Annotated in this window: 16 protein-coding genes, 1 tRNA gene and 2 pseudogenes; 12 read left to right on the top strand and 7 right to left on the bottom strand. The window is 52.3% G+C overall.

Going from position 1 to position 23,379, the window contains the following annotated elements:
- Positions 1 to 39 precede the first annotated feature (39 nt).
- The 3 genes from tgt (at position 40) to MUN86_RS04315 (ending at position 3,370) form a co-directional block, all read left to right on the top strand.
- A complete protein-coding gene (tgt, locus tag MUN86_RS04325) occupies positions 40 to 1,170 on the top strand; it encodes a tRNA guanosine(34) transglycosylase Tgt (RefSeq protein ID WP_245122183.1) in 1,131 nt (376 codons plus the stop codon).
- Between the two features lie 138 nt (positions 1,171 to 1,308).
- Complete coding sequence (locus MUN86_RS04320) at positions 1,309 to 2,385, top strand: LptF/LptG family permease (protein ID WP_245122179.1); 1,077 nt, start codon at positions 1,309 to 1,311, stop codon at positions 2,383 to 2,385.
- A gap of 70 nt (positions 2,386 to 2,455) precedes the next feature.
- Positions 2,456 to 3,370, top strand: coding sequence for a DMT family transporter (locus MUN86_RS04315; protein WP_245122177.1), 915 nt, complete (start codon positions 2,456 to 2,458; stop codon positions 3,368 to 3,370).
- A 20-nt stretch (positions 3,371 to 3,390) separates the two neighbouring features.
- Here MUN86_RS04315 and ispE read toward each other — a convergent pair whose 3' ends face one another.
- Entirely contained in the window at positions 3,391 to 4,212 is an 822-nt protein-coding gene (gene ispE, locus MUN86_RS04310; RefSeq protein ID WP_245122174.1) for a 4-(cytidine 5'-diphospho)-2-C-methyl-D-erythritol kinase, read from the bottom strand.
- A gap of 301 nt (positions 4,213 to 4,513) precedes the next feature.
- Here ispE and MUN86_RS04305 point away from each other — a divergent pair, with 301 nt between their 5' ends.
- The 3 genes and pseudogenes from MUN86_RS04305 (at position 4,514) to MUN86_RS04295 (ending at position 7,171) form a co-directional block, all read left to right on the top strand.
- Entirely contained in the window at positions 4,514 to 5,179 is a 666-nt protein-coding gene (locus MUN86_RS04305; protein ID WP_245122172.1) for a sugar transferase, read from the top strand.
- Positions 5,180 to 5,208: 29 nt separating this feature from the next.
- Positions 5,209 to 5,880: an acetyltransferase gene (locus MUN86_RS04300; RefSeq protein WP_245122170.1), complete on the top strand. Its 672-nt coding sequence runs from the start codon at positions 5,209 to 5,211 to the stop codon at positions 5,878 to 5,880.
- Positions 5,881 to 6,032: 152 nt separating this feature from the next.
- A pseudogene (locus MUN86_RS04295) lies at positions 6,033 to 7,171 on the top strand (DegT/DnrJ/EryC1/StrS family aminotransferase).
- A 121-nt stretch (positions 7,172 to 7,292) separates the two neighbouring features.
- Here MUN86_RS04295 and MUN86_RS04290 read toward each other — a convergent pair.
- The 3 genes from MUN86_RS04290 to MUN86_RS04280 form a co-directional block, all read right to left on the bottom strand.
- Entirely contained in the window at positions 7,293 to 8,033 is a 741-nt protein-coding gene (locus tag MUN86_RS04290; protein WP_245122165.1) for a ThuA domain-containing protein, read from the bottom strand.
- A 237-nt stretch (positions 8,034 to 8,270) separates the two neighbouring features.
- On the bottom strand, positions 8,271 to 9,929 hold the full coding sequence (locus MUN86_RS04285; RefSeq protein ID WP_245122162.1) for an ArnT family glycosyltransferase: 1,659 nt from the start codon (positions 9,927 to 9,929) through the stop codon (positions 8,271 to 8,273).
- Positions 9,930 to 11,009: 1,080 nt separating this feature from the next.
- Entirely contained in the window at positions 11,010 to 12,161 is a 1,152-nt protein-coding gene (locus MUN86_RS04280) for a trans-sulfuration enzyme family protein (RefSeq protein ID WP_245122159.1), read from the bottom strand.
- A gap of 531 nt (positions 12,162 to 12,692) precedes the next feature.
- Here MUN86_RS04280 and MUN86_RS04275 point away from each other — a divergent pair.
- Together MUN86_RS04275 and MUN86_RS04270 are read left to right on the top strand one after the other, a co-directional pair.
- The gene (locus tag MUN86_RS04275; RefSeq protein WP_245122156.1) at positions 12,693 to 14,153 is read left to right on the top strand and encodes a S8 family peptidase; all 1,461 of its coding nucleotides are present in this window, start codon (positions 12,693 to 12,695) and stop codon (positions 14,151 to 14,153) included.
- A complete protein-coding gene (locus MUN86_RS04270; protein ID WP_311182059.1) occupies positions 14,066 to 16,438 on the top strand; it encodes a PKD domain-containing protein in 2,373 nt (790 codons plus the stop codon). Before MUN86_RS04275 ends, MUN86_RS04270 begins: the two co-directional genes overlap by 88 nt.
- Before the next feature lie 103 nt (positions 16,439 to 16,541).
- Here MUN86_RS04270 and atpC read toward each other — a convergent pair whose 3' ends face one another.
- On the bottom strand, positions 16,542 to 16,787 hold the full coding sequence (atpC, locus tag MUN86_RS04265) for an ATP synthase F1 subunit epsilon (protein WP_245122152.1): 246 nt from the start codon (positions 16,785 to 16,787) through the stop codon (positions 16,542 to 16,544).
- Positions 16,788 to 16,890: 103 nt separating this feature from the next.
- Positions 16,891 to 18,396, bottom strand: a complete 1,506-nt coding sequence (gene atpD, locus MUN86_RS04260; protein WP_245122149.1) for a F0F1 ATP synthase subunit beta — start codon at positions 18,394 to 18,396, stop codon at positions 16,891 to 16,893.
- Positions 18,397 to 18,675: 279 nt separating this feature from the next.
- Between atpD and MUN86_RS04255 the strand changes: the two genes are divergently transcribed.
- Together MUN86_RS04255 and MUN86_RS04250 are read left to right on the top strand one after the other, a co-directional pair.
- A tRNA-Gln gene (locus MUN86_RS04255) sits at positions 18,676 to 18,748 on the top strand.
- Between the two features lie 162 nt (positions 18,749 to 18,910).
- Positions 18,911 to 19,839: pseudogene (locus MUN86_RS04250) on the top strand (ribose-phosphate pyrophosphokinase).
- Between the two features lie 79 nt (positions 19,840 to 19,918).
- On the opposite strand, the gene MUN86_RS04245 reads toward MUN86_RS04250, so the two are convergent.
- Positions 19,919 to 21,820, bottom strand: a complete 1,902-nt coding sequence (locus MUN86_RS04245) for a CocE/NonD family hydrolase (protein WP_245122147.1) — start codon at positions 21,818 to 21,820, stop codon at positions 19,919 to 19,921.
- A 215-nt stretch (positions 21,821 to 22,035) separates the two neighbouring features.
- On the opposite strand from MUN86_RS04245, the gene MUN86_RS04240 reads away from it, so the two are divergent.
- Both MUN86_RS04240 and pth read left to right on the top strand, forming a co-directional pair.
- Complete coding sequence (locus MUN86_RS04240; RefSeq protein ID WP_245122144.1) at positions 22,036 to 22,608, top strand: 50S ribosomal protein L25/general stress protein Ctc; 573 nt, start codon at positions 22,036 to 22,038, stop codon at positions 22,606 to 22,608.
- Positions 22,609 to 22,831: 223 nt separating this feature from the next.
- A complete protein-coding gene (pth, locus tag MUN86_RS04235; protein ID WP_375379462.1) occupies positions 22,832 to 23,362 on the top strand; it encodes an aminoacyl-tRNA hydrolase in 531 nt (176 codons plus the stop codon).
- Positions 23,363 to 23,379: the final 17 nt, after the last annotated feature.

The raw sequence follows: 23,379 nt of genomic DNA, 5'->3' as shown, positions 1-23,379 counted from the left end.
CCTATACCCAATCGCACGGCGCGAAATCAACTTTCCCGCATGACTTTCGACTTAGTAACCAACGACCCCCATACCAAAGCCCGCGCCGGTGTAGTGCACACCGACCACGGCGCTATTGAAACGCCCATTTTTATGCCCGTCGGGACGGTGGGCACCGTGAAGGCCGTGCAGCAGCGCGACCTCACCAACGACGTGCAGGCTCAGATCATCCTCGGCAATACGTACCACCTGTACTTGCGCCCCGGCCTCGACATCCTGCACAAAGCTGGTGGCTTACACAAGTTTAACGGCTGGGACCGGCCCATCCTCACCGACTCGGGTGGCTACCAGGTGTACTCGCTCAGCGGCACCCGCAAAATCAAGGAGGAAGGCGTGAAATTTCGCTCCCACATTGATGGCAGCCAGCACTTGTTTTCGCCGGAAGGCGTGATGGACATTCAGCGCATTATTGGGGCCGACATCATCATGGCCTTCGACGAGTGCACGCCGTGGCCCTGCGAGTACGACTACGCCCGCCGCTCCCTCGATATGACGCACCGCTGGCTGAAACGTTGCATCCAGCGCTTCGACAGCACCGAGGGTCACTACGGCTATTCCCAAACGCTATTCCCGATTGTGCAGGGTAGCACGTTCAAGGATTTGCGCATCAAATCGGCCGAGTTTATCGCCGAGCAGCAGCGCGAAGGCAACGCCATTGGTGGCCTAAGCGTGGGCGAGCCCGCCGAACTGATGTACGAAATGACTGAGTTGGTCTGCGACATCCTGCCCAAAGACAAGCCGCGCTATCTGATGGGCGTAGGTACCCCGGCCAATATTTTGGAGAATATAGCGTTGGGCGTAGATATGTTCGACTGCGTTATGCCGACCCGCAATGCCCGCAACGGTATGCTCTTCACCACGCAGGGTATCATCAACATCAGTAATAAGAAGTGGGCCGACGATTTCGAGCCGATTGATGCTGAACTAGGTGGCTACGTCAGCACGTTCTATTCGAAAGCCTACGTGCGCCACCTCTTTCACAGCAAGGAAATGCTCGGCCCGCAAATTGCCTCCATTCACAACCTGACCTTTTATCTGTGGCTGGTAAAGCAAGCGCGGCAGCAGATTTTAGCTGGCACCTTCCGCGAGTGGAAGGAGAAGATGGTCGTGCAGTTGATGACGAGGCTGTAGACAAAGAAACGTCATGCTGAGCGAAGGCGGAGCCGGAGTCGAAGCATCTCGCGTGCTGAGGTTGCCAAAGTAAATGAAGTTTACCACACTAGCGAGATGCTTCGGCTGCGCTCAGCATGACGTTCAGGATAAATAAAAATGAAACTGCTCGATAAGTACATTCTCAAGAAATTTCTCACGGCCTTCTTCTTCACTGTCCTTGTGTTGGTGATGGTGATTTGCGTGATTGACTTCACCGAGAAGAACGACGACTTTCTCAAGCATAACCTGGGCGTGAAGCAGATTATGCTGGAGTACTACGTGAACCTGTTTCCGTACTACGCTAATTTGCTTTCACCAATCACCGTGTTCATTGCGGTGGTTTTCGTGACGGCGCAGCTAGCGGCCCGCACCGAGATTGTGGCTATTCTGGCTAGCGGCGTGAGTTTCAAGCGGCTGCTGGTGCCCTACATCATGGGCAGCACCATTCTAGCGGTTATTACCATGGGTCTTACGGGCTGGGTGATTCCGTATGCCAACAAAACCCGCGTTGACTTCGAGCGGAAGTACGTCAAGAACCCTTACCACTTTAAGGGGCGCAATGTGCACATCAAAATCGGGCCGAAAAGCTACGCCTACATGGAGAGCTACGACAACGTGAACAACGTCGGCTATAAGTTTGCGTTGGAAACGGTGGAAGGCACCCTGCTCAAGCGCCGCATGACGGCCGAGGCTATTACCTGGGATTCCACCAAAAAGGCTTGGCGCCTCACGCCTCAGCTGGTGCGCATCATCGATGGTCCGAACGAGAAGCTACTTACGCTGCCTCAACGGGATACTACGCTCAACCTCTACCCCAAGGATTTTGCCAGCACCTACCGCCTAAGCGAAACCCTGACGCTGCCTGAGTTGAACCGTTACATTCAGCAGAAAATAGACCGGGGCGCCGCCGATACGCAGATCTACCTAAGCGACAAATACGAGCGGTATGCGTATCCGTACGCCATGTTTATCCTCACGATTATCGGGGTAATCATGAGTGCGCGGAAGTCGCGGGCCGGTGTGGGCGGGCAAATTGCGTTGGGCTTCGTGCTGGCATTCGTGTTTATCATCTTCGTTATCCTGAGTCGTAACTTCGCCCAAGTCGGCGACTTGAATCCCATGTTAGCGGCCTGGATACCGAGCATCGTCTTCACGTGCATTGGGCTGGTGCTGTACAGGGTAGTTCCCCGCTAGACGTAGATAAATAGAGCACGTCAGGCCAAGCTCAGCCTGGCCTGACGTGCTCTATTCACAAACTCACTGTATGCTAAAAGACTACCTCCGCCTGCATTTCATTGTGTTGCTCTGGGGCTTCACGGCCATACTGGGCAAGCTGATTTCGGTGCCGCCGGTGGAGCTAGTATTTTGGCGGACCCTACTAGCTACTGCCGGGCTCGGAATTCTGCTAGCGGCACGACAAGTGGCATGGCGTATTCCCCCAACCGAAGTTCTTCGACTCTTGGGTGTGGGGTCCTTGGTAGCCGTGCACTGGATTACGTTCTTCTTGGCGGCCCGTTTATCGTCGGTGAGCGTGTGCTTGGCAGGTATGGCAACGCTGGCACTCTGGACGTCGCTCTTGGAGCCTCTGATCCTGTGGCGCCGGGTGCGTGCCTACGAGGTTGGCTTGAGTATGCTGACGATGGTGGGGCTATACTTGGTATCGAGGGCTGAGCTAGACCAGTTGGCGGGTTTGCTGGTGGCTATTTTGTCGGCGGGGCTGTCGGCGCTGTTCAGCGTGATGAACTCGCAGCTCGTGAAGCGCCACACACCACTTCGTCTTACGTTCTACGAAATGGCGGGCGCCTGCCTCAGCATTGCGCTGTTCTTCCCGGTTTACAGCCGTTACTTCAGCGAAGGCCGCGGTTTGCAACTCGCCTTCCACGGCTACGATTGGCTGTGGTTGGGCGTGCTGGCCGGCGTTTGTACCGTTTATGCCTTCTCGTCGTCGGTGGAGCTGATGAAGCGGCTGTCGGCTTTCGTAGTGAACCTGACCATCAATTTAGAACCTGTGTACGGCATCTTGCTGGCCGTTTTGATCTTCGGCAGCGAAGAGAAAATGTCGTTCGGATTCTATATAGGCACGGTCGTGATACTGTTCAGCGTCCTTATCCACCCGGTTATCGACCAATGGAACCAGCGACGCAGTCGGCGCAAAGAAGCAGTGGACGTGTTGGTGTAACACTGCGCCAGAGCTTGGCGCTACAACCGTCCATCCCAAACCAAATATCCATTTGGCATATCCAACTTAGGAGGGAGTTCTAAGCCCGGAAAGAGCCCATACACCGCCGAGCCCGAACCCGACAAGCTGACGTAGGTGGCGCCAGCGGCATAAAGCTGCTCCTTGATTTCACCAAGCACTGGATAAAACGGCGTCAGTGCGTCCTCGAAATCATTGCTGACCGTTTCGCGCCAGGTTTCCATCGGTTGGCGCAGGGCTTCGCGCAGGTCGTGGCGAGGCGTGCGGGGTGTTACCCGCGAGTAGGCTTCGGCAGTACTGATGTGTAGGCCGGGGTACACAACTTTGCACGCTGTGCCGGTTAGGTTCAAGCTGATTTCCTCGAATACGTCGCCCTTTTCATAGGCGAAAACCGGCTTGTTGGCTATGAAGAACGCACAGTCGGAACCGAGCCGACGAGCGTAACCCACCAATGTTTCGGCAGATAAATCCAGCTCAAACAACTCGTTTAAGGCACGTAGCGCAAACGCAGCATCGGCAGAGCCGCCGCCCAAGCCCGCTCCTATGGGTACTACTTTGTGCAGGTGCTGGCGTATGGGAGGCAAGTTGAAATCAGTGCGCAGCAATTCGTAGGCGCGGTGGCAGAGGTTGGTAGCCGGGTCGCCCGGAATGGGAATGCCGGTAAGCGCGAGCGTAGTTTCGGTGGACTCGGCGGCAGGCAATACTTCCAGCGCATCGCACCACGGCAGGGGCACAAACACCGATTCGAGGTTGCGGAAGCCATCGGGCCGCTGGCCGGTGATATAGAGGCCGAGGTTGAGTTTGGCGTTCGGGAAAACGAGCATGTCGCAAATGTAGCGGAAGCTTTGCACGCTTTGCGCCCGGTAGCATCGGTTAATCTACAGCCGACGGCTCTTTGCTTTTAACGGAAGGCAAAACCTAGCTGCACTGATTAGTAGGTTAGCATGAGCATTGAACTGGTAGCAAGTATGTCTGCTTTTCACACCCTCTAGCAGCAAACAGTTTGAAGACTGTGCTGCGCTTTTGTAAATTCTACAACTGGTTTGTGGCCTCTTCGCCTTCGTATGAAAGGCGAAATGCTCGGAAAAACACAACTTTGCAACCTAGATAGATTGACTCTCCTGTATGTTGAACGCCACCGACTGGTACCGCCGCTGGGGCAAGCGCGTCTTGGACGTCGGGCTGGCAGCTCCGCTATTGCTGGCGGCGTTGCCGGTCTTGCTGGTTGGAGCGGCGGTGTTGGCCGCGCAAAATGGTGGCCCGTGGTTGTTTCGGCAACTACGGCCAGGTCGGCATGGGCAACTGTTCATGCTCTACAAACTCCAAACGATGACCACCGCGCACGACACCTACGGCCATCTTCTGCCGGATGCGCAGCGCCTACCACGCCTGGGTCGTTGGGTGCGCGCCACTTCCCTCGATGAGTTGCCCCAACTCTGGAATGTACTGCGTGGTGATTTGAGTTTGGTGGGCCCGCGCCCTTTACTGCCCGAATACTTGCCGCTCTATTCGCCGGCGCAAGCCCGCCGCCATCTGGTTTTACCGGGCCTTACGGGCTGGGCACAGGTGAATGGGCGCAATGCCATCAGTTGGGAACAAAAGTTCTTATACGATGCCTGGTACGTAGATAACATCAGCTTGTCGCTCGATCTGCGCATCTTGTTTCGCACCGCGTTGCGTGTACTGGGTGCTCACGGCATCAATGCTCCTGGTCAGGCTACCACCGAGCCATTCCGGGGCTCCGCGTCTTTTCCTTCAGCTCCCTCCTCCGACATTTTGGCTTCCTCATGACTGATCCTACTTTTCCTGCAACTAACACTATGCATACCCAGCCGCTACGTCCGTTGGCTATTTTTGGGGCGGGCGGCTTTGGCCGGGAAGTATTGGTGTTAGTGCATCAAATCAATGAGCGTCAGCCTACGTGGCAGCTTACGGGCTTTTATGATGATGCACCGCCTTCTCAGGGCACGCTTCACGGCTTGCCTTACTTGGGCACCAGCGCCGACCTGAACGAGGGTACAGTGCCTTTGCATGTAGTTGTGGCCGTAGGCAGCAGCCAGAGCCGGGCAGCAGTGGTAGCACAGCTTACGTCTCCGCATTTGGTATTTGCTACGCTTATACACCCCGGAGTGGCGTGCGCCCCGTATCAGAACCTACAAATCGGGGCCGGCTGCATCATCAGCCAAGGCTGCATCTTAACCACCGACATTATCCTCGGCCAGCATGTATTGCTTAATCTGGGTTGTACAATTGGGCACGATGCGGTGCTGGAAGACTTCTGCTCTCTGATGCCACACGCCAATGTAGGCGGCGCGGCGCATCTTGAAAGCGGCGTGTACTTGGGTACCAATGCCACCGTTATCAACCACGTGCAAGTAGGTGCCCGTACTATTGTGGGGGCAGGGGCAGTAGCCGTTCGCAACTTGCCCGCCAACTGCACGGCCGTTGGCGTACCGGCACAGGTTATTAAGAACAAGCAATACCAGATGTAGCAACTACTTTCGCTTACTCATTCTTAGCTAAGAACAACCTAACTGCCGCAGTATGCTCTTGCATTGTGCTTCTGCTGCCTGTGCCCCTACTCTTACTACCTCGCAACACCTATACAACAAGCCTAAACGGAAGCTTAGGCTCCAATACCTTTATGCGCAGCCAAGATTACGATCGTCTATACTTATCGCCGCCCCACTTGGGCCGCCACGAAATCAACTACCTACACAAGGCGCTTGAAGACAATTGGGTAGCTCCCACCGGGCCTAATCTCGACGGATTTGAGCGGGATATTTGCGAATTCACAGGGGTCAACCATTGCATTGCCCTCACCTCGGGCACGGCGGCCATTCATTTAGGACTGCTGTTGCTGGGTGTCGGTCCGGGGATGTGGTGCTTTGTCCCTCGTTTACTTTCGTGGCCACGGCCAACCCCATAACTTACCTCGGAGCCACGCCCGTTTTCATTGACAGTGAAGCCGACACCTGGAACCTGTGCCCCGAGCGCCTACGGGAGGCCATTGACGACCAGCTTCGGCAAGGTCGAAAACCAAAGGCTTTGGTAGTAGTGCATCTGTATGGTATGCCCGCCAAACTGCGTGAGATTCTGGCCTTAGCCGCCGAGCATGATATACCAGTACTCGAAGACGCAGCCGAGGCGCTAGGCTCCCGCTACGAAGGTCAACCGCTCGGATCCTTTGGAGCAGTAAGTGTGTTTTCCTTTAATGGCAACAAGATTCTGACCACCAGCGGTGGTGGGGCCTTGCTAACCAACAACAGCGAGTGGGCGCGCAAAGCTCGTTTCCTGGCCACGCAGGCCAAAGATGCAGCCCCTCATTATCAGCATTCTGAAACGGGCTACAACTACCGGCTTAGCAACTTGCTGGCCGGTATTGGCCGCGGTCAGATGGAGCTCATTGAAGACCGGGTAAAGCGGCGGCGAGAAATATATGCTTGGTACCGCGAGCATCTCGGGAGTATTGCCGGGCTGCAAATCGCGCCCACCGAACCTGTTGGCAGTCGCAGCAACCGCTGGCTGACTACCCTGCTCCTTGACCCTGCCGAAACCACCGTCACCCCCGAACAACTCCGACTCCACCTCGAAACGCGCAATATCGAGAGTCGGCCGCTTTGGAAGCCGCTGCATCTTCAGCCCCTCTTCGCTACAGCTCCTGTGTACGGCGGTGCTCTTTGCACTGACCTTTTCACGCGTGGCCTCTGTCTACCTTCTGGTACCGCCATGACGGAAACGGATCTGCGGCGCGTGACAGATGCCGTAAGGGAGATTTTATAGCTTGAAACGCTGCTTTGGTAGCGAATCTAGTTAGCCCTAATATGCTGGAATAATCACTCAGAGGCTGCTAATACCCGAAACAAGTACCGAAGACTAGGGCTGCTCACTGAGCGGCCCTCTTTTACTTCCCTAGTGCATACGTGATACCGCCTAGCAGGTGCCGCAGAAACAATGGCTCTTGGTAGCTTTCATCTGTGTGGCCACCAGCAGTATAGAATGCCCGACCGCCGTCGTAGGAATGGTACCATGCGATAGGATGGTTGGTACCATTAGTACCGCCTGTGTAAGTGGTTTCGTCTAGTGTAGCTAGCACATGCAGGTCGGCAGCTAGGTTGCGAAAGTTATACCACTCGTCGGTGCGCACCCATTGAGCCGGGAGGAAACTCGTGGCCAGATGCTTGTTATCGACAACACGTACCGTGGCTTGCTGAACCTTAGGGTGACCATTGAAGTAAGCCCCCACCAAGCCATTGTACCACGGCCACTCGTACTCGGTATCAGTGGCTGCATGAATGCCTACAAAGCCTCGGCCCAGCCGGATATATTGCTCGAATGCCAATTGCTGAGTTGTATTCAATACATCTTGGGTGGTGCTCAAGAATACTACCGCCTTGTATTTGCGCAGACTATCGAGTTGAAAACGTGCGGAATTGTTGGTGGTGTCAACACGAAAATTATTGGTTTGGCCTAGCTGCTGAATAGCCTTGATACCGGCCGGAATAGAGGTGTGGTAGAAGCCGCTCGTCTTATAAAACACCAGTAAGGAATCGGTTTTATTGACAGCTTGCGTCGGCTCCGCTTTTTTAGAACAACCAAACACAACGCCTAACAGCAAAGGCAGGAAGGAATACAGTTGACGCATAAACAAGTACAGAAGAAGGTGGGCTTAATTCTACGCATTTATTCGCGGCATAGAGAAGCCCGGCCTAACAAAGCACAGCCATTAAGCAAGGCGGCTGCCAATTCAGCATCATGCAGTAGTACACTTATTCTACTTACCTAATGGCTACACCTCATTGATCAACTCATACTAGTACCGTGCTTCTTCAGTTTCAATACTTGCCTTACTACAACCTGCATTACCAATGTAAAAGCGCTATCAATTACCTGTTTTTAATTCATATAATTTAACATCAATACTTGGCCGCTGGAAGCTGTCAACTGGAGTTACGCCAAGTTCAGAAATAACGCTTTCTAATTCCCTTGCTGGAAGAAAATTTGGGTCGTAATACCATTTTGGAGTACGACCCGGATAATCTCCGATATTATTTCTTAAGTCAGGATTCTGTATAAGCCAGAGCCGCTTTTTTCCACGCAGGTCACCTAATTGCTGCCGTATTTTATCGTAATATTCTTGCTTGCTAGCTGTTACATGTCTCAAATCATCTCGGCCTAGTGCATCATATTTGAGACTATAAGCGTCCTTATAGTACTTATAGGCATGGTTCATGTTCCAATACACATATACAGCGTCGCCTTCTTTGAACCGGTCATCCGCATAAAGTAACGCTTCCCTGTTGTATTCTTTTTTGTACAGTTGGCTAGGATCCAAAGTAAATCTTACTGCATTCCAAAAAGGAGGAAGCAATAAGAGAATGAAAAGTATGGGCGCAATAGCCTTACTAATGTTTTGATTGAGAACATTAACCGTCTGTTCTGCCCCATAAGCAATAAGGAGAAGAAATAGTGGAGCAAGAAATAATATAAACCGTTCATAAAACGGATAAAACTTGAAACCTGATGCCAGAAGAGTTAAGAATATTGGTGTAGTGAGAATAAGGAATAAATACTTGCTTTTTCTAAAGAGAATAAGTCCCCCAACCGCCTCCATTATAATTGGCAGAAATGGCATTCTAAAGAAAGTTTGCAAAGGGGAATAATTCTTTATATGGTCGCCAAATTTGGTTAGCATGCCCAGATTGCGCTCCAGCATCATGTAATGCGTATAGGCAAACCATACTAGGTCTTTTTTCGAAGACGGCGGCATTGGCATATAAGCCGCGTACATCACCTCAAAGAAATTCTTGAGCCAACCCGAATCCTCGTATTTGCGAAGAAAAAGGAAATAGACGAGAGAAAAACTAAATAGCCATATAGTGAATGGAATTAACTTAAGAGAGAAATTTTTCCATTCTTTATTGAGCAGCAAATTGCCGCTCACTACAATAGCTAATCCAGCAAGAATAAATATCGAGGAATAAGAAAACCAAACTAGAAGGCCGCCAGCTATTCCCCATACCAACAATGATTTTATTTCTAACGATTTGTGAAATTTCACAAAGAAATATAAAGCCATAACAGAAGCACAGAGCTCTGCGCTATATTGTTTTGCTTCTGTTGAATGATAAACAAATGGTTCGCCGAGAGCTAAAATGCCAACCGCTATCGGTGCTGCCCATGATTTTAAGAAATAACGTGCAACCGGTACAAAGAAAAATAAAGCACTTATTCCACAGAGTAAAGAGAATAAACGGAGCGCTTTTTCTCCTTTACCAAATAAAATCACGGCAAGCTTTGACGCCCACAGATAACCAAGGGGCGCTTTTTGTTCGTAATCCATTGGCTTAGTAACCAATTCCCAAAATCCCATTTTTATAACGTTGCCATTAAGATAGAGCTCGTCTATCCAAAAGGATCTGTTATCGAACAAATGGAATACGCGCAGAAATACACCTATGGCAACAAGCGCCAACAGTATGTTGACACTGTATTTATTTAAATAGTCAAGGGCACCTTCCCTTGTGTGTGCGACAGCCACGTTTTTGGGGGCTAATAGCATATATTCTCTGCGTGTAGTTACAAATTGCGCTTAAAGCGTAAGACTGAGCAAAAGGAATCTGCAAGAACTAGTTCTAGGATCTTGCTGACTAAGTATTAGGCAGTTGCAGCGCACACTTTTACTTGCAATACTATCTAGTGGATGGTATTACTGAGGTGCTAACCGTCCGTTCAGTGCTTTGGAATAGTCTACATAGACGGAGGCCTACATACACTATGATAGAATGCATTCCAGAACAGTTCAGCTTCTATCGATAGTAATCATAGAAGCACTTGGCATTGAGCAGCAATATAGACTAATCATAGTATTAGTTATAATAATTCTATGAATTCATTGTCAAATAAATAATAAACAAAAATTCGCTATAGCTATTGTGCAAAGATTAAAAGTAGCGGCTTTCCTTCACTAGCAGACCACTAGAATCACTTGAGTTATGCTAGGGAGTTCAATTGGTATCAAGGTCAAGTACCAGACCTTTTTCAAGAACCTATCCTTGTAGCTGTTTTATTCAATTCGGTTTGCTCAAATAGCCAGGTAGTGTAGTCGAACCTAGCTACAGAGCAAGCCTAGATATGAAGTGACATGAAAAAGGCTGTTACCAAACATGCCTCCTCCCCAAGTAGCTCTACTATCAGTATCAAATTCAACCTCATTACCGGACTTGATTCCAGAGCAGACAGTATGCATTATAGCATACCTACAACAATTGTAGTGATGCCCGACAAAGAGGATTAGAATTGCAGTTCTTAAATAGGTAATGCTTCTATTCCTGCTGTAGAAAGAGCACCGACTTAACATACCAAATCCTTCTATTCACTATGTTTCTATTACTAGTAACCAACACCGATACAAATAGAGCCCGAAAACTCTAATAGTCTTTATATCAAACACATATGTATCGAACACGTAAATCGCATGAGTACTATTCATCTCACAGCAGCCACAAATTCAGTATAAGGCTAGGTAACTTAGTACATAAAGTTCATTCAATAGTATTAAGAGTACAAAGGGCAGAGCATGCAGTATAAGGCTTTTACAGGTAGTATTCTTTTAACAAACTTAGTTTGTCTGCATAGTGTGAGTTACCGATGCAAAAGCTTGCTCTAAATCCGTCAGTAACTCCTCAACTGGTTCGATGCCTACTGATAGGCGTATCAATCCAACCGTTATACCCAAGTCGACTTGCTGTTGAGGGGTGAGGGACCGGTGCGAAGTTCCGAGCGGGTACGACAAGGAGGAATCTACCCCCGCCAGTGAAGGCGCGAAAGGAAACCGTTTCGTGGCACGCATGAATTGGTTTACTACTTCAGCTTCGTCTTCTAACTGAAAAGACAACATGCCGCCAAATAACTGGCTGCCTTGAGTTGCTGCCAGCAGGTGCTGCGGGTGTTGGTGCAAACCAGGGTAATGAACAGTTCTAACCGTTGGCTGCTGCTCCAGAAACAAGGCAATAGCCTCTGCATTACGGCAATGTGCTTCTATTCGCAGGCGTAGCGTCTTTAGGCCACGTACTGCTAGCCAGCTTTCCATCGGGCTAAGGGTTAAACCAAATAGCATACTGATCTGCTTGAGCCGCTCTGCATCTTCTGCAACCCGGGCCACTACCACCCCCGCCGTCACATCCGAATGGCCGGAAATGTATTTGGTCACGCTATGAATTACCAGATCGGCTTCGTGGTCGAAAGGGCGCGTGATGATGGGAGTAGCAAACGTGTTATCAACTACCAGCTTCAATCCGCAGGCATGGCAAGCTTCAGCAGTAGCACGCAGGTCTATTACGCGCAACAGCGGATTGCTGATTGTTTCGCAGAGCAGCAACCGAGTGCGCGACTGTACATAAGGCGTCAAATCCGTACTAAGATCTTCGAAAGGCACGTATGTGACTGTGATACCCAACCGGCTTAGCTCCAAGTTCAGTAGGGCTGAAGAGCCACCGTAGATATCCGCAGCGCACAGTACATGGTCGCCGGCAGTGCAGTACGCCATGATAGCCGCGAAGATGGCGGCCATTCCTGAGCCCGTAGCTATTGCTCCTACCCCATTCTCCAGCAGATTTACCGCATCGGCCAGCTCATCGGAATTAGGGTTGCCGTTGCGTGAGTACATGTAGCGGCTGCCGGGTTCCCCGTAGTACAGTTCCAATTCGTTGAGGTCCTCAAACTTGAAAACCGAAGTTTGATAGATCGGGGTGATTTTGGGAGTGATATGCATGTAAGACGGAAACTTGCGGCCTTCGTGATGATGCGTGATTGGCGTAGCAGTGGCACAACCAGTTATCGGTGGAATGTGCCGTGCGCAACGCAAGCTACAGTGAATAGCTTATTTCCACAGCTATTTCGCCTCTTTCCTGTGAAGCATTATCAACTACCAATAGTAAACCCGCTGCGCCGTAGGCAAGCAAAGCAAAAATTTGGCGCAAGCTTTTCAAGCGTCAAACAGCAATTTGCACATAAACTACTTGCGCAGTAATCGGGTTAAGCCGCGGAAATAGCGCACTCAACACTGGTAGTGAACTTCGTTTGTTTCAACTACAATACTTTATAAAATTATATCCATTAAATATAGGCTTCAGCTTATAATCAAGACCATGTTTGGAAGCGGAATTGAGCTTTTAAACTATTAATTTTCTTTTTTCCAATATTTTACTACATTCATTTTCCTTTAATTTATTGTCTCAACTACTGGCGTTTTCCTTACATTTTCATAAACCAGCGCCTTTTCTTCACATATTTATTCCACATAATGCAAAAGATCTACTTATTGGCGCTTGCGCTTCTGAGTGCCGGCTCCGGGCTGGCTCAAGATGGGCCGCAGTTGCCGCCACGCAAAGCTGCCCGGGTAAGCGCAGTACCCAATCCCAATTTCCGCGCCGATCCTAAGTCGCGTATCGCTAACGATTTGCAGCAGCTTTACCAACGCTCACGCGCGGTAAATTCGCCTCGGCAGCTTCAAAGCGAGTTTGCTGGCCTAACGCTTACGCCTGCTACCGGTGCGGCGCAGCGCGGTGCAGCGGCTAGTTCCACTCCTTCGGTGATGGTGCGTGTGACAGCTGAAGACGTAAGCGCGCTGCTGCCGCAGTTGACTTCCAGAGGCTTTCAGGTGGTTAGCTCTTATCCGAAGCTGCACTTCGTGGAGGGGTACATGCCCGTTGAGCAACTGGCACCGGGCACAGCCGGCGTGGGTGCACTAGGCAATCGTGGACTGCTAGGAGTACTGCCCGTATTACAACCAGAACAACGCGCTGGCCGCGTACAGAACCAAGCCGACTACATCTTGGAAGCCAACCGCGTACGGGGCGCTCGGCCTACCAGCTACAACGGCCAAGGGGTGCGCATAGGTGTGCTCAGTGACTCTTACAACAATCTTTCAGGCGCCGCGGCCGACGTAGCCTCCGGCGACTTACCTGCTAACGTGCAGGTAATTCAAGATTTGGATAAAGACGGTTCTGATGAGGGCCGAGCCATGGTGCAGCTCATCTACGACATTGCCCCAGGGTCGCCTTTATCTTTCGCTACAGCTTTCACAGGCGAAGGCGGATTTGCCAACAACATCCGCGCTTTGGCTGACCCGGCACGGGGCAACAGTAAAGTCATCGTCGATGACGTTTTCTATTTCGCGGAGCCCATGTTTCAGGATGGCGTAATTGCGCAGGCAGTAGAGGAAGTCACTACCCAGCGCGGCGTAGCCTACTACTCATCGGCTGGCAACCAGGCTAACCTATCGTCAGAATACATCAACCCGGCATTTCTGTCTACCACTGCCGGCTCCGCCGACCTCAACTTCGCCCCGACTGGTAGTCCCTCCGACACGCGCCAGCGGTTCCGCGTCGGCAAAGGCCAGACTTTGCGGCTCTCCTTGCAGTGGAGCGACCCTTTCTATACCACCGCAGGAGTTCGTACTGACCTTGACATTTACCTACTGCGTGCCAATGGCGACACCGCGGCTCGTCAAGCAAGCAACAACCTTCTTCTTCAGACACCAGCGGAGGTACTTACTTTCAACAACGTCGCCAATGATACGATTACCCTCTATGACTTGGTAGTTCGGCGCCGGGCTGGCACCGCCGATCCAGCACGAGTAAAGTATATCCTTTTTGAAGGCAACCAGCCCCGGGAATATTTCACTGGAAGCGGTACCATTGTTGGGCACGCTGCTTCGCTAAGCGCCCAAGCCGTGGCCGCTACCCCTCCTATAGCCGGCTAGTTCCCGAGAGTTTCTCTTCCATTGGTTCCCCTACCATCCTGTTCGCACCCGATGGTACGCCTCTGCCCGCACCAAGCACCCGGCCCAAGCCAGATATTACCTCCATTGACGGCGTAAGCACCACGTTCTTTTCAGGGGCAGCCCGGCCTGACCCCCAAGATGGCTATCTGTTCTTTGGTACGTCGGCAGCGGCTCCCAACGCCGCCGCCGTGGCCGCTTTGGTATGGCAGGCCGAGCCAAACCTAACCCAGGCCCAGCTGAAAATACGCTTGCAAAACACGGCGCGCGACCTAGGTCCCGCCGGCTTCGATAACTTCACTGGCGCTGGCCTGATCAATGCATACAGCGCTATTTTCGGTCCGAGTACGCCAATAGTGGGACCTTTCATCGACACGTTTGATGGACCTCCCGGCTTGGCGCGGGCTTGGGAACTAACAGACCGGAATGGTGCTCGCTCATTGGTGCGCAGTGATTTCGACCCCGCTTCAGCTCCTGGTCAGTTGGTTCAGGACGGCTTCTTTCCAAATACCACCGTAGGCAACGGCACCAGCGAAGCCACTTTGCGCTTGAATTTATCGGCTACGCCTACGGGCGGTTGGAACCTTACTTTCCGGCACAAGAAGTTTACGGGTGAATTAGACAACCAGATGCCAGCTACCTTCACTGGCACCAGCAACACCGATGGCGTAGCATTGAGCGTGGATGGTGGTGTCACGTGGTATCGTGTAGCCGACTTAACCGGGACTGCTGCTACCACCAGCTACCAAACCGTTACCGTTGATCTTAGCGCGTTTGCTTCAGCAAACTCTTTAGCGCTAGGTACTGATGTACGTTTGCGCTTTCAACGCTTTGGCAGCACCCGTGTTGATGCAGCCGCAACCAACCAACGTGGTGGCCGCGCTTTCGATGATGTGGCTGTAACTGGCCCGGTTGCAAATCAAGCTCCAGTACCGCTGTTTTCCACTTCCAGTTCGCCTGCCAATCCAATTTGCCCAGGCTCAACGGTACAGTTTGAAAGCACTACGCTATTCGGTACGCCTACGGCTTACGCATGGAGCTTTCCGGGCGGCAACCCGTCTACTAGCACCATTGCCAACCCTGTTGTGACTTACGCTACGGCTGGTAGCTATGATGTAACCTTGACTATAACCACTGCCAACGGCACGGCCACGCGTACGGTGCCCGGCGCGGTAGTAGTATCAGCAGAACTGCCTGTGGCCGGCTTTATCGTACGGCCGCGTACACCCCTATGTCCTGGTACTGTTGTCTCGTTCCTAAACCAATCAACCAATACGCGCTGCACTACCACCTATGCCTGGACCTTCGCGGGTGGCTCGCCAGCTACCAGCACCGAGCTAAACCCCAAGGTTACGTTTGCATCGGCTGGCACCTACACGGTTACGCTCACGGCTACTAATGCCAACGGTTCCAACACCTCGACTCGTAGCGTTATCATTCAGGCTGGCGCGGCGCTGCCCTACGCCGAAACGTTCCAAAGCGGATTGCCCGCTACCTGGGCTGTGTTCAACCCTGATAATGGCATTACCTGGTCGTATGCGCCAAGTGTGACGCGCAAGGACGGAACCACCGGTCCTTCCCTGGCTCTACCTTTCGGTCCTTATAGCACCCTTGGGCAGCGCGACTCGCTTCAGTCGCCGCTTCTAGATTTGCGCGCTCAAACGCAGGCCACTCTGCGGTTCGATTTAGCTTATGCTCCGATTGTAGATACCCCCTCCGGCAATGACTCCCTAGCTGTCGATGTCTTTGCAGCGTGCACCAACGCTCGTTTGGGCCGGGCTTATTTGAAATCCGCAGTTGCCGGACTACCAACTACAACCCCGCGGGATGCCTATTTCACGCCTACTGCGGCTAACCAGTGGCGGCAAGAGAACGTGGACTTGACTGCTTACGCCAACCAGCAGGTGTATCTGCGGTTCGTGACTTTCAACCAGTTTGGCAACAACCTGTATCTGACAAATGTACGAGTGGACAACAGCGGCGTGCTTTCCGCCCGTACTCAGGCTGACTCGCCTAGCCTACTAGTATATCCTAACCCAGCAGCTAACGGCGCTAGCCTGACGCTTCAGTTGCCACAGGTTGCGGGAGCAGCGTCTATCCGCTTGGTTGACGCCGTGGGTCGTATAAGCTGGCAGACGCAATGGACGCTGAGTGGCAATGCTTCGCTCCACCGGACGTTACCTGTAAACCTAGCCCCTGGCCTCTACACAGTTCTCTGCCAAACTGCTGATGGTCAGCAGTTCTCGCGCCGCGTGCTGGTCCAGTAGCCTAGTAGTAACCAAATAAAAAGAGCCCGCTAGCAATGCTAGCGGGCTCTTTTTTATAAATGTCAATTTGGGTAACTAAGGCGTAGCTTTCTAATTCCTAAAGCTACGCTGAAGCGCCTTCGGCCAGTACGATTACATTGTTGCGGAGTACCTCTACCACGCCACCTTCGATGTGGAAGGAAGCACGGCCGGTAGCACTGTTCAGCACGACGTCGCCTTCCTTCAGAGCCGAAATAAGTGGTGCGTGGTTGTTGAGAACCTCGAACAGCCCATCAGCCCCTGGAAACTGAGCCGACGTAACCTCGCCTTCAAATACTTTCCGATCCGGCGTGATGATTTCTAAATGCATGGTTTTGATTATTAGAAAATGGCTGAATTCTTAAATGGTTGGTTGTTCTAACGTGGCGTTGAACGGTCAACCATCTAACAATTCAGCCATTAAGCTATTCTACTTACTTCGCTTCGGCAATCAGCTTCTCACCTTTCGCAACAGCATCCTCAATGGTGCCTACCAAGTTGAAAGCGGCTTCGGGCAGGTGGTCATAAGCACCATCAATAATAGCGTTGAAGCCTTTGATGGTGTCTTTGATGTCAACCAGTACACCGGCGAGGCCCGTGAACTGCTCGGCCACGAAGAACGGCTGCGACAAGAAGCGCTGCACCCGGCGGGCGCGGTTTACGGTCAGCTTATCTTCTTCGCTGAGTTCGTCCATACCCAAGATGGCGATGATGTCCTGCAACTCTTTGTAGCGCTGCAGAATCTCTTTCACACGCTGGGCCGTGTTGTAGTGCTCCTCACCGAGTACGTCGGCAGAGAGGATACGCGACGTGGAGTCCAATGGGTCAACGGCTGGGTATATGCCAAGCTCGGAGATTTTACGGCTCAATACCGTAGTAGCGTCCAAGTGAGCAAAGGTGTTAGCCGGGGCTGGGTCAGTCAAGTCATCGGCAGGTACATATACTGCCTGTACCGATGTGATAGAACCACGCTTGGTAGAAGTAATACGCTCCTGCATGGCACCCATTTCAGTTGCCAGCGTAGGCTGGTAACCTACGGCCGATGGCATCCGGCCCAACAGAGCCGATACTTCGGAACCAGCCTGCGTGAAGCGGAAGATATTGTCGATGAAGAACAGGATGTCGCGGCCAGCACCAGAACCGTCGCCGTCGCGGAAGTTCTCGGCAATCGTCAGACCCGACAGGGCCACGCGGGCACGAGCTCCGGGAGGCTCGTTCATCTGGCCGAACACCAAGGTAGCCTGCGACTTCAGCAGTTCGTTCTGGTCAACCTTGGTTAGGTCCCAGCCACCAGCTTCCATCGAGTGCTTGAACTCCTCACCATACTTGATGATGTCGGATTCAATGAATTCGCGGAGCAAGTCGTTGCCTTCGCGGGTACGCTCACCCACACCAGCAAACACCGACAGACCTTCGTAGGCCTTAGCAATGTTGTTTACCAGCTCCATGATCAGTACGGTTTTGCCTACGCCGGCACCACCAAACAAACCAATTTTACCACCCTTAACATAAGGGGCAAGCAGGTCGATTACTTTGATACCCGTAAACAGGATTTCCGACGATGTAGCCAGATCCTCGAACGGTGGCGGCTGCCGGTGAATAGGCAAACCACCTTCGCTCTTTGGCTGTGGAATGCCGTCGATGGCTTGACCGATTACGTTGAAAAGACGGCCCTTGACGCCTTCGCCGGTTGGCATCGACATAGGAGCACCGAGGTCGCGCACTAGGGCGCCGCGGGTCAGGCCTTCAGTTGAGTCCATGGCGATGGTACGCACACGGTCTTCGCCCAGGTGTTGCTGACACTCCAGGATTACCACCTGGCCGTTGTCTTTCGTAACTTCGAGGGCGTCGAGAATATTGGGAAGCTTTGCGTTTTCACCCGCGAAGCTCACGTCCACGACGGGACCAATAACCTGGGTGATTTTGCCGGTATTCGCCATTGCGGTTCTTTAATAGGTAGTGAGGCAACGTTATTCAGGCCGCAAAACTACGGCTTAATCCCCGCTTTGCCAAGGCGCCACCTCAACGAAAGTTCACATAATCAGTTCTAACCTCTGGCAGCCTGAAAATCAGCCACTCAGGGCCTGAAAAAGGCGTTTGTTCGGGTATGTCAACTAAAATTTCTGAAAAAATATCTCGGCGAAAGTTTGCCTTGAAAAAAAGCCCTAGTACATTTGCACACCCAAACGGCATACCTCTCCTGGTAACCGCGGGGAAATTGTCCGATGGTGTAACTGGCAACACGCTTGATTTTGATTCAAGAAAGTCCAGGTTCGAGCCCTGGTCGGACAACCGACTAAGTAAAGCGAAAGGCGCTGATTCTTCTCCCCGAAGAGTTAGCGCCTTTCGCTTTTTTATTTCGGCTGTCTTTTGGATCATTAGCTACTGCGCTGCTTCTTCGCTGCTCCATTTGCCTCACTTGTTGAATTCTGGTTCCTACTTTCTAAACATCCTATGGCACAGCAGGTAAAAATTTTCGCAGGAAACGCTTCCAACGCGCTAGCGCAGAGGATAGCAGAAGCATATGGGCAACCGCTCGGCGACCTTAGCATTCAGCGTTTCGCAGACACTGAACTTGGTCCGAGTTTCAACGAGAGTGTGCGCGGCTGCGCGGTGTTTCTAATCCAAAGCACAACCCCACCCGCCGAAAACCTGATGGAACTGGCTTTGATGGTGGATGCCGCCAAGCGCGCCTCGGCGTACAAGGTGAACATTGTGATGCCGTACATGGGCTACGCCCGGCAAGACCGTAAAGACAAGCCGCGTGTGAGCATCGGGGCTAAAGTTGTGGCCAACATGATTCAGAGTGTGGGCGCGGACCGCCTCATGACCTGCGACTTGCACGCCGGTCAGATTCAGGGCTTCTTCGATATTCCCGTCGATCACCTCGACGGCGCGACAGTGACGGCCCCATATATAAAGTCGCTGAACCTCGATGACCTCATCTTCGCTTCGCCCGACGTAGGGGTGTGGTTCGGACCCGCGCTTTCGCCAAGAAGTTTGGTGCCGAAATCGTAGTCTGCGACAAAATGCGCCTACGGGCCAATGAAATTGCCTCTATGCAAGTTATCGGCGACGTGGCGGGTATGAACGTGGTACTCGTCGACGACATTGTAGATACTGCCGGTACCATCTGTAAAGCAGCAGAACTCCTGATGGAGCGCGGCGCCAAATCGGTGCGGGCAGTTATCACGCATGGCCTGCTGAGCGGCCCCGCTCACGAGCGAATCCGGAATTCAGCACTAGAAGAACTGGTTATTACTGACACCATTGCGCTGAAAGAAGACAACGACAAAATCCGGGTTATTTCAGTAGCTAACCTCTTTGCTAACGCCATCCGCAACGTCGTTACGCACGAGTCGATTAGCTCGCTTTTCATCTAAGCGCAACCTCCACAAACACAAAGAGAGCCACCCAACGTCATGTTGGGCGGCTCTCTTTGTGTTTGTGTAAAGCTAAATGTTACGGTACCGGCTGTTTGGCGGCGGGCAATACTTCTACATCAATGAAACTGTCGCCATGCACGGTGTGAGTGGCTTTGATATAGTCGCTTTCATTGGCCTTGTACGGGTTTTCAACGAATTTCTGCGGGTTGCGGGCTATAAACGGAAACCATGTGCTCTGCACTTGTACCATGATGCGGTGCCCTTTCTTGAAGGTGTGCAGCACATCCTGCAACCTAAAGTTCACGTCGGTTTTTTGGTTGGTCACCATAGGTTCCGGCTTCTCGAAGCTATTGCGGAAACGAGCAGGCATCACTTCGGAGCGCACCATTTGCCAATAGTTGCTGAGGGTGATGTTCTTATTGGGCATGTACTCGTTGTTGGGCTCATCGGGCGGGTACACATCAATGAGTTTGACCACCCAATCGGCGTCGGTGCCGGAGGTGGCTACTTTGAGGTTGGCCATGATTTCGCCGCCGAGCGTTACGTCATCGGTTAGCACGTCGGTTTGGTAGACGAGTACATCGGGGCGGCGGCCGGCGAAGCGCTGGTCTTCGCTCATGTAACTGAACGGTGTGAAGCCCATGGTGGTGGTCAGGTCTTCGGTGTAGGGCACGGGCTTGAGTGGGTCGCTGATAAAGCTGGTGGTGCCTGGAGTGGCGGCGGGCTGCTTTTCCAGTTTGCCATCGGCACTCAGGTACATCTTCAGGTGCGTCGCCTCTGTGACGGGCCACTTCGGAAACGTCTCCCATTGCTTTTTGCCGGTGTCAAACATGTATGCTTCGGGCAGGCCCGAGTTTTTGTCCCCATTGCCTTTCAGAAAGTGCGCGAAGAACTTCGCCTCGATATTGCGCTGGTAGAAAGTGGCGATACTGTCGCCGAAGTACACGTTGCTGTGCATTGTGTGGCCCGTTTCGCGCGACCAACGGCCGTGCCCAAAAGGTCCCATTACGATAGTGTTGTAGGTAGAGGGGCTTTTCTTCTCGATGGTTTTGTAGATGCTGAGCGGCCCCCGGAGGTCTTCGGCATCGAACCAGCCGCCCACGGTCATTACGGCGGGCTTTATGCCGGCCTTGTAGTGTTCGGGCAAACCGCGTTTCTGCCAGAATTCGTCGTAGTTGGGGTGGTTGACGGTTTCCTGCCAGAAGAAATTGTTGGCGTAGTACTTATCGGCATTCTTGAGCGGGCCTAAATCCAGCAGAAACTGGTAGCCGTCCTTGGTGTTGGCTTTAATATTTTGCGCGCTGTACCAGGCCTTGCTGGTAGTATCCTGCTTTTGCACGCCAAACACTGGATATGTGAAGATGTACGACTCCAGAAAGGCGCCGTTGTGGTGGAAGTCGTCGAAGAAAAAGTCGGATACTGGTGCTTGTGGGGAGGAAGCTTTAAGGGCCGGATGGTCGGAAAGGATACCGGCGGCGGTATAGAAGCCTGGATATGAAATACCCCACTGCCCTACTCGGCCGTTGTTGTTGGCCACTTTTTTAACGAGCCAATCAATGGTATCGAAGGTATCGGAACCTTCGTCCACGTCTTCCTTGCCTTTCTTCTTGTCGATAACCGGCGTCATGTTCGTCCAGGTGCCTTGGCTTTTCCAGCGGCCACGCACATCCTGATACACGAAAATGTAGCCTTGCTTCATCATGGTTTCGGAAGGGCCAAGGCGCGCCGGATACTTATCGACCCCATAGGGTGCCACGCTGTAGCACGTCCGCTGCATCATGATGGGGTACTTCTTGCCGGGCGCAGCATCCTTCGGGGTATAGATGGCCGTGAAGAGCTTGATACCGTCGCGCATGGTCACGTACACCTCCTTTTTCGTGTAGTGCTGCTGCGCATAGTTGGGCTGGCTGGTGGTTTGAGCGAACAAGGGCGCGCAACAAAGCATCAGCAGCCAAGACAGGATAGCGGTTGTTTTCATAAGCAGTCGGTTGAGTAATGGAAGGTTCAGAGCAGAAGGTCTTGCAGAGCGTCTGTTAACCAAATAACGTGGTTCTGAGGGCAATTTTCTAGTTACCCTACACCACTTGTGGCCTTAATAATTAAGTGGGCCTAGCAACTATACTATTGATTGCCTATCTTTGCGGCCCGTTTGCCACTTGGGTAAGTGGTTATTTTCTTCAAAAACACATCTTTATGAAAAGCCTCGAGATTGTAGGGTTTAAAAGAGCGAATCTCGGTAAGAAGGATTCCAAGGCGGTTCGCCTTGAGTCGTACGTGCCGTGCGTGTTGTACGGTGGCGCTGAGCAGGTCCATTTTACGGCCCCCGCTATCCTCTTCCGCGAATTGTTGTACACTCCTGAAGTTCACATTGTGGACCTGAACGTGGAGGGTACGCACTACCGCGCCATTGTGCAGGATGCGCAGTTCCACCCCGTAAACGAAATGCTGCTGCACGTTGACTTCCTGGAGTTGGCTGACGGCAAAGAAGTGAAAATGGACATCCCCGTGAAGTACGTAGGCGTTTCGCCAGGCGTACTGGCTGGCGGTAAACTGGTTAGCAAGCTGCGTAAGCTAAAAGTAAAAGCTACCCCCGAAAACCTACCCGACTTCGTAGAAGTGGATATCTCCGACCTCGGCCTTGGCAAGTCTATCAAGGTAAGCAAAGTGGTAGAAAAAGGCTTCACTATCCTCACCAACTCTCAAGCTCCTATTGCTACTGTGGCTATCCCACGTGCACTGAAGGGCCAGATGCAAGGCGAGAAGTAGCCCACGAAATAAGACTGATAGGTTGGCCCACACGAGCGTTGTGGAACTTCTCATCAGTCAATTGCGAAAAGCCGTCCTGCCAGCAGGACGGCTTTTTTATTGTCCGCTCTCCGCTTGCATTCAACCTGCTACTGCTCGCCATCCTACATCTTTGCACCCGAAGGAGTGGGTGACAACTGTAAGACCGGTGTACCCCAACCACCCTATTTCAATTCGTACTTCTATGAAATACCTGGTTCTCGCCCTCGGCAACATTGGGCCGGAATATGCTGACACCCGCCACAACATTGGGTTTATGGTGGCTGATTATCTGGCGGCCAAACACGAAGCGCGCTTCGAGCTAGGGCGCCACGCCTTCACCACAGAAATCAAGCACAAGGGCAAAACCTTTGTACTGGTGAAACCGACTACCTACATGAACCTGAGTGGCAAGGCCGCTGCGCACTACTTGACTAGCCTGAAACTGGAGAAAGAAAGCATGGTGGTAGTGACCGATGATTTGGCTCTCCCCTACGGCAAGCTGCGCCTCAAAGGGAAAGGCTCGGCGGGCGGACACAACGGCTTGAAAAGCATCCAGGAAACTATTGGCAGCGACGAGTACGCCCGTCTGCGCTTCGGCGTGGACGCCAACTTCCCGAAAGGCCGCCAAGTGGATTACGTGCTCAACCCCTTCACCCCGACGAACGAATTGATTTGCCTACGCACATCGAAAAGGCGGCCGATGCTGTGTTGGCCTTTGGCACACTTGGGCTAGACCGTGCAATGAACATA

This window comes from Hymenobacter volaticus, assembly GCF_022921055.1.
GTDB lineage: Bacteria > Bacteroidota > Bacteroidia > Cytophagales > Hymenobacteraceae > Hymenobacter > Hymenobacter volaticus.
The sequence above is the reverse complement of the archived record's forward strand: the minus strand, read 5'-3'. Positions and strand labels throughout refer to the sequence as shown.

Coding starts and splice junctions, on each gene's coding strand:
- MUN86_RS04300 (WP_245122170.1), top strand. CDS start 5,209: ATGCATACCCAGCCGCTACGTCCGTTGGCTATTTTTGGGGCGGGCGGC.
- MUN86_RS04290 (WP_245122165.1), bottom strand. CDS start 8,033: ATGCGTCAACTGTATTCCTTCCTGCCTTTGCTGTTAGGCGTTGTGTTT.
- ispE (WP_245122174.1), bottom strand. CDS start 4,212: ATGCTCGTTTTCCCGAACGCCAAACTCAACCTCGGCCTCTATATCACC.
- MUN86_RS04320 (WP_245122179.1), top strand. CDS start 1,309: ATGAAACTGCTCGATAAGTACATTCTCAAGAAATTTCTCACGGCCTTC.
- MUN86_RS04315 (WP_245122177.1), top strand. CDS start 2,456: ATGCTAAAAGACTACCTCCGCCTGCATTTCATTGTGTTGCTCTGGGGC.
- pth (WP_375379462.1), top strand. CDS start 22,832: ATGAAATACCTGGTTCTCGCCCTCGGCAACATTGGGCCGGAATATGCT.
- atpD (WP_245122149.1), bottom strand. CDS start 18,396: ATGGCGAATACCGGCAAAATCACCCAGGTTATTGGTCCCGTCGTGGAC.
- tgt (WP_245122183.1), top strand. CDS start 40: ATGACTTTCGACTTAGTAACCAACGACCCCCATACCAAAGCCCGCGCC.
- MUN86_RS04275 (WP_245122156.1), top strand. CDS start 12,693: ATGCAAAAGATCTACTTATTGGCGCTTGCGCTTCTGAGTGCCGGCTCC.
- MUN86_RS04280 (WP_245122159.1), bottom strand. CDS start 12,161: ATGCATATCACTCCCAAAATCACCCCGATCTATCAAACTTCGGTTTTC.
- MUN86_RS04245 (WP_245122147.1), bottom strand. CDS start 21,820: ATGAAAACAACCGCTATCCTGTCTTGGCTGCTGATGCTTTGTTGCGCG.
- MUN86_RS04240 (WP_245122144.1), top strand. CDS start 22,036: ATGAAAAGCCTCGAGATTGTAGGGTTTAAAAGAGCGAATCTCGGTAAG.
- MUN86_RS04305 (WP_245122172.1), top strand. CDS start 4,514: ATGTTGAACGCCACCGACTGGTACCGCCGCTGGGGCAAGCGCGTCTTG.
- atpC (WP_245122152.1), bottom strand. CDS start 16,787: ATGCATTTAGAAATCATCACGCCGGATCGGAAAGTATTTGAAGGCGAG.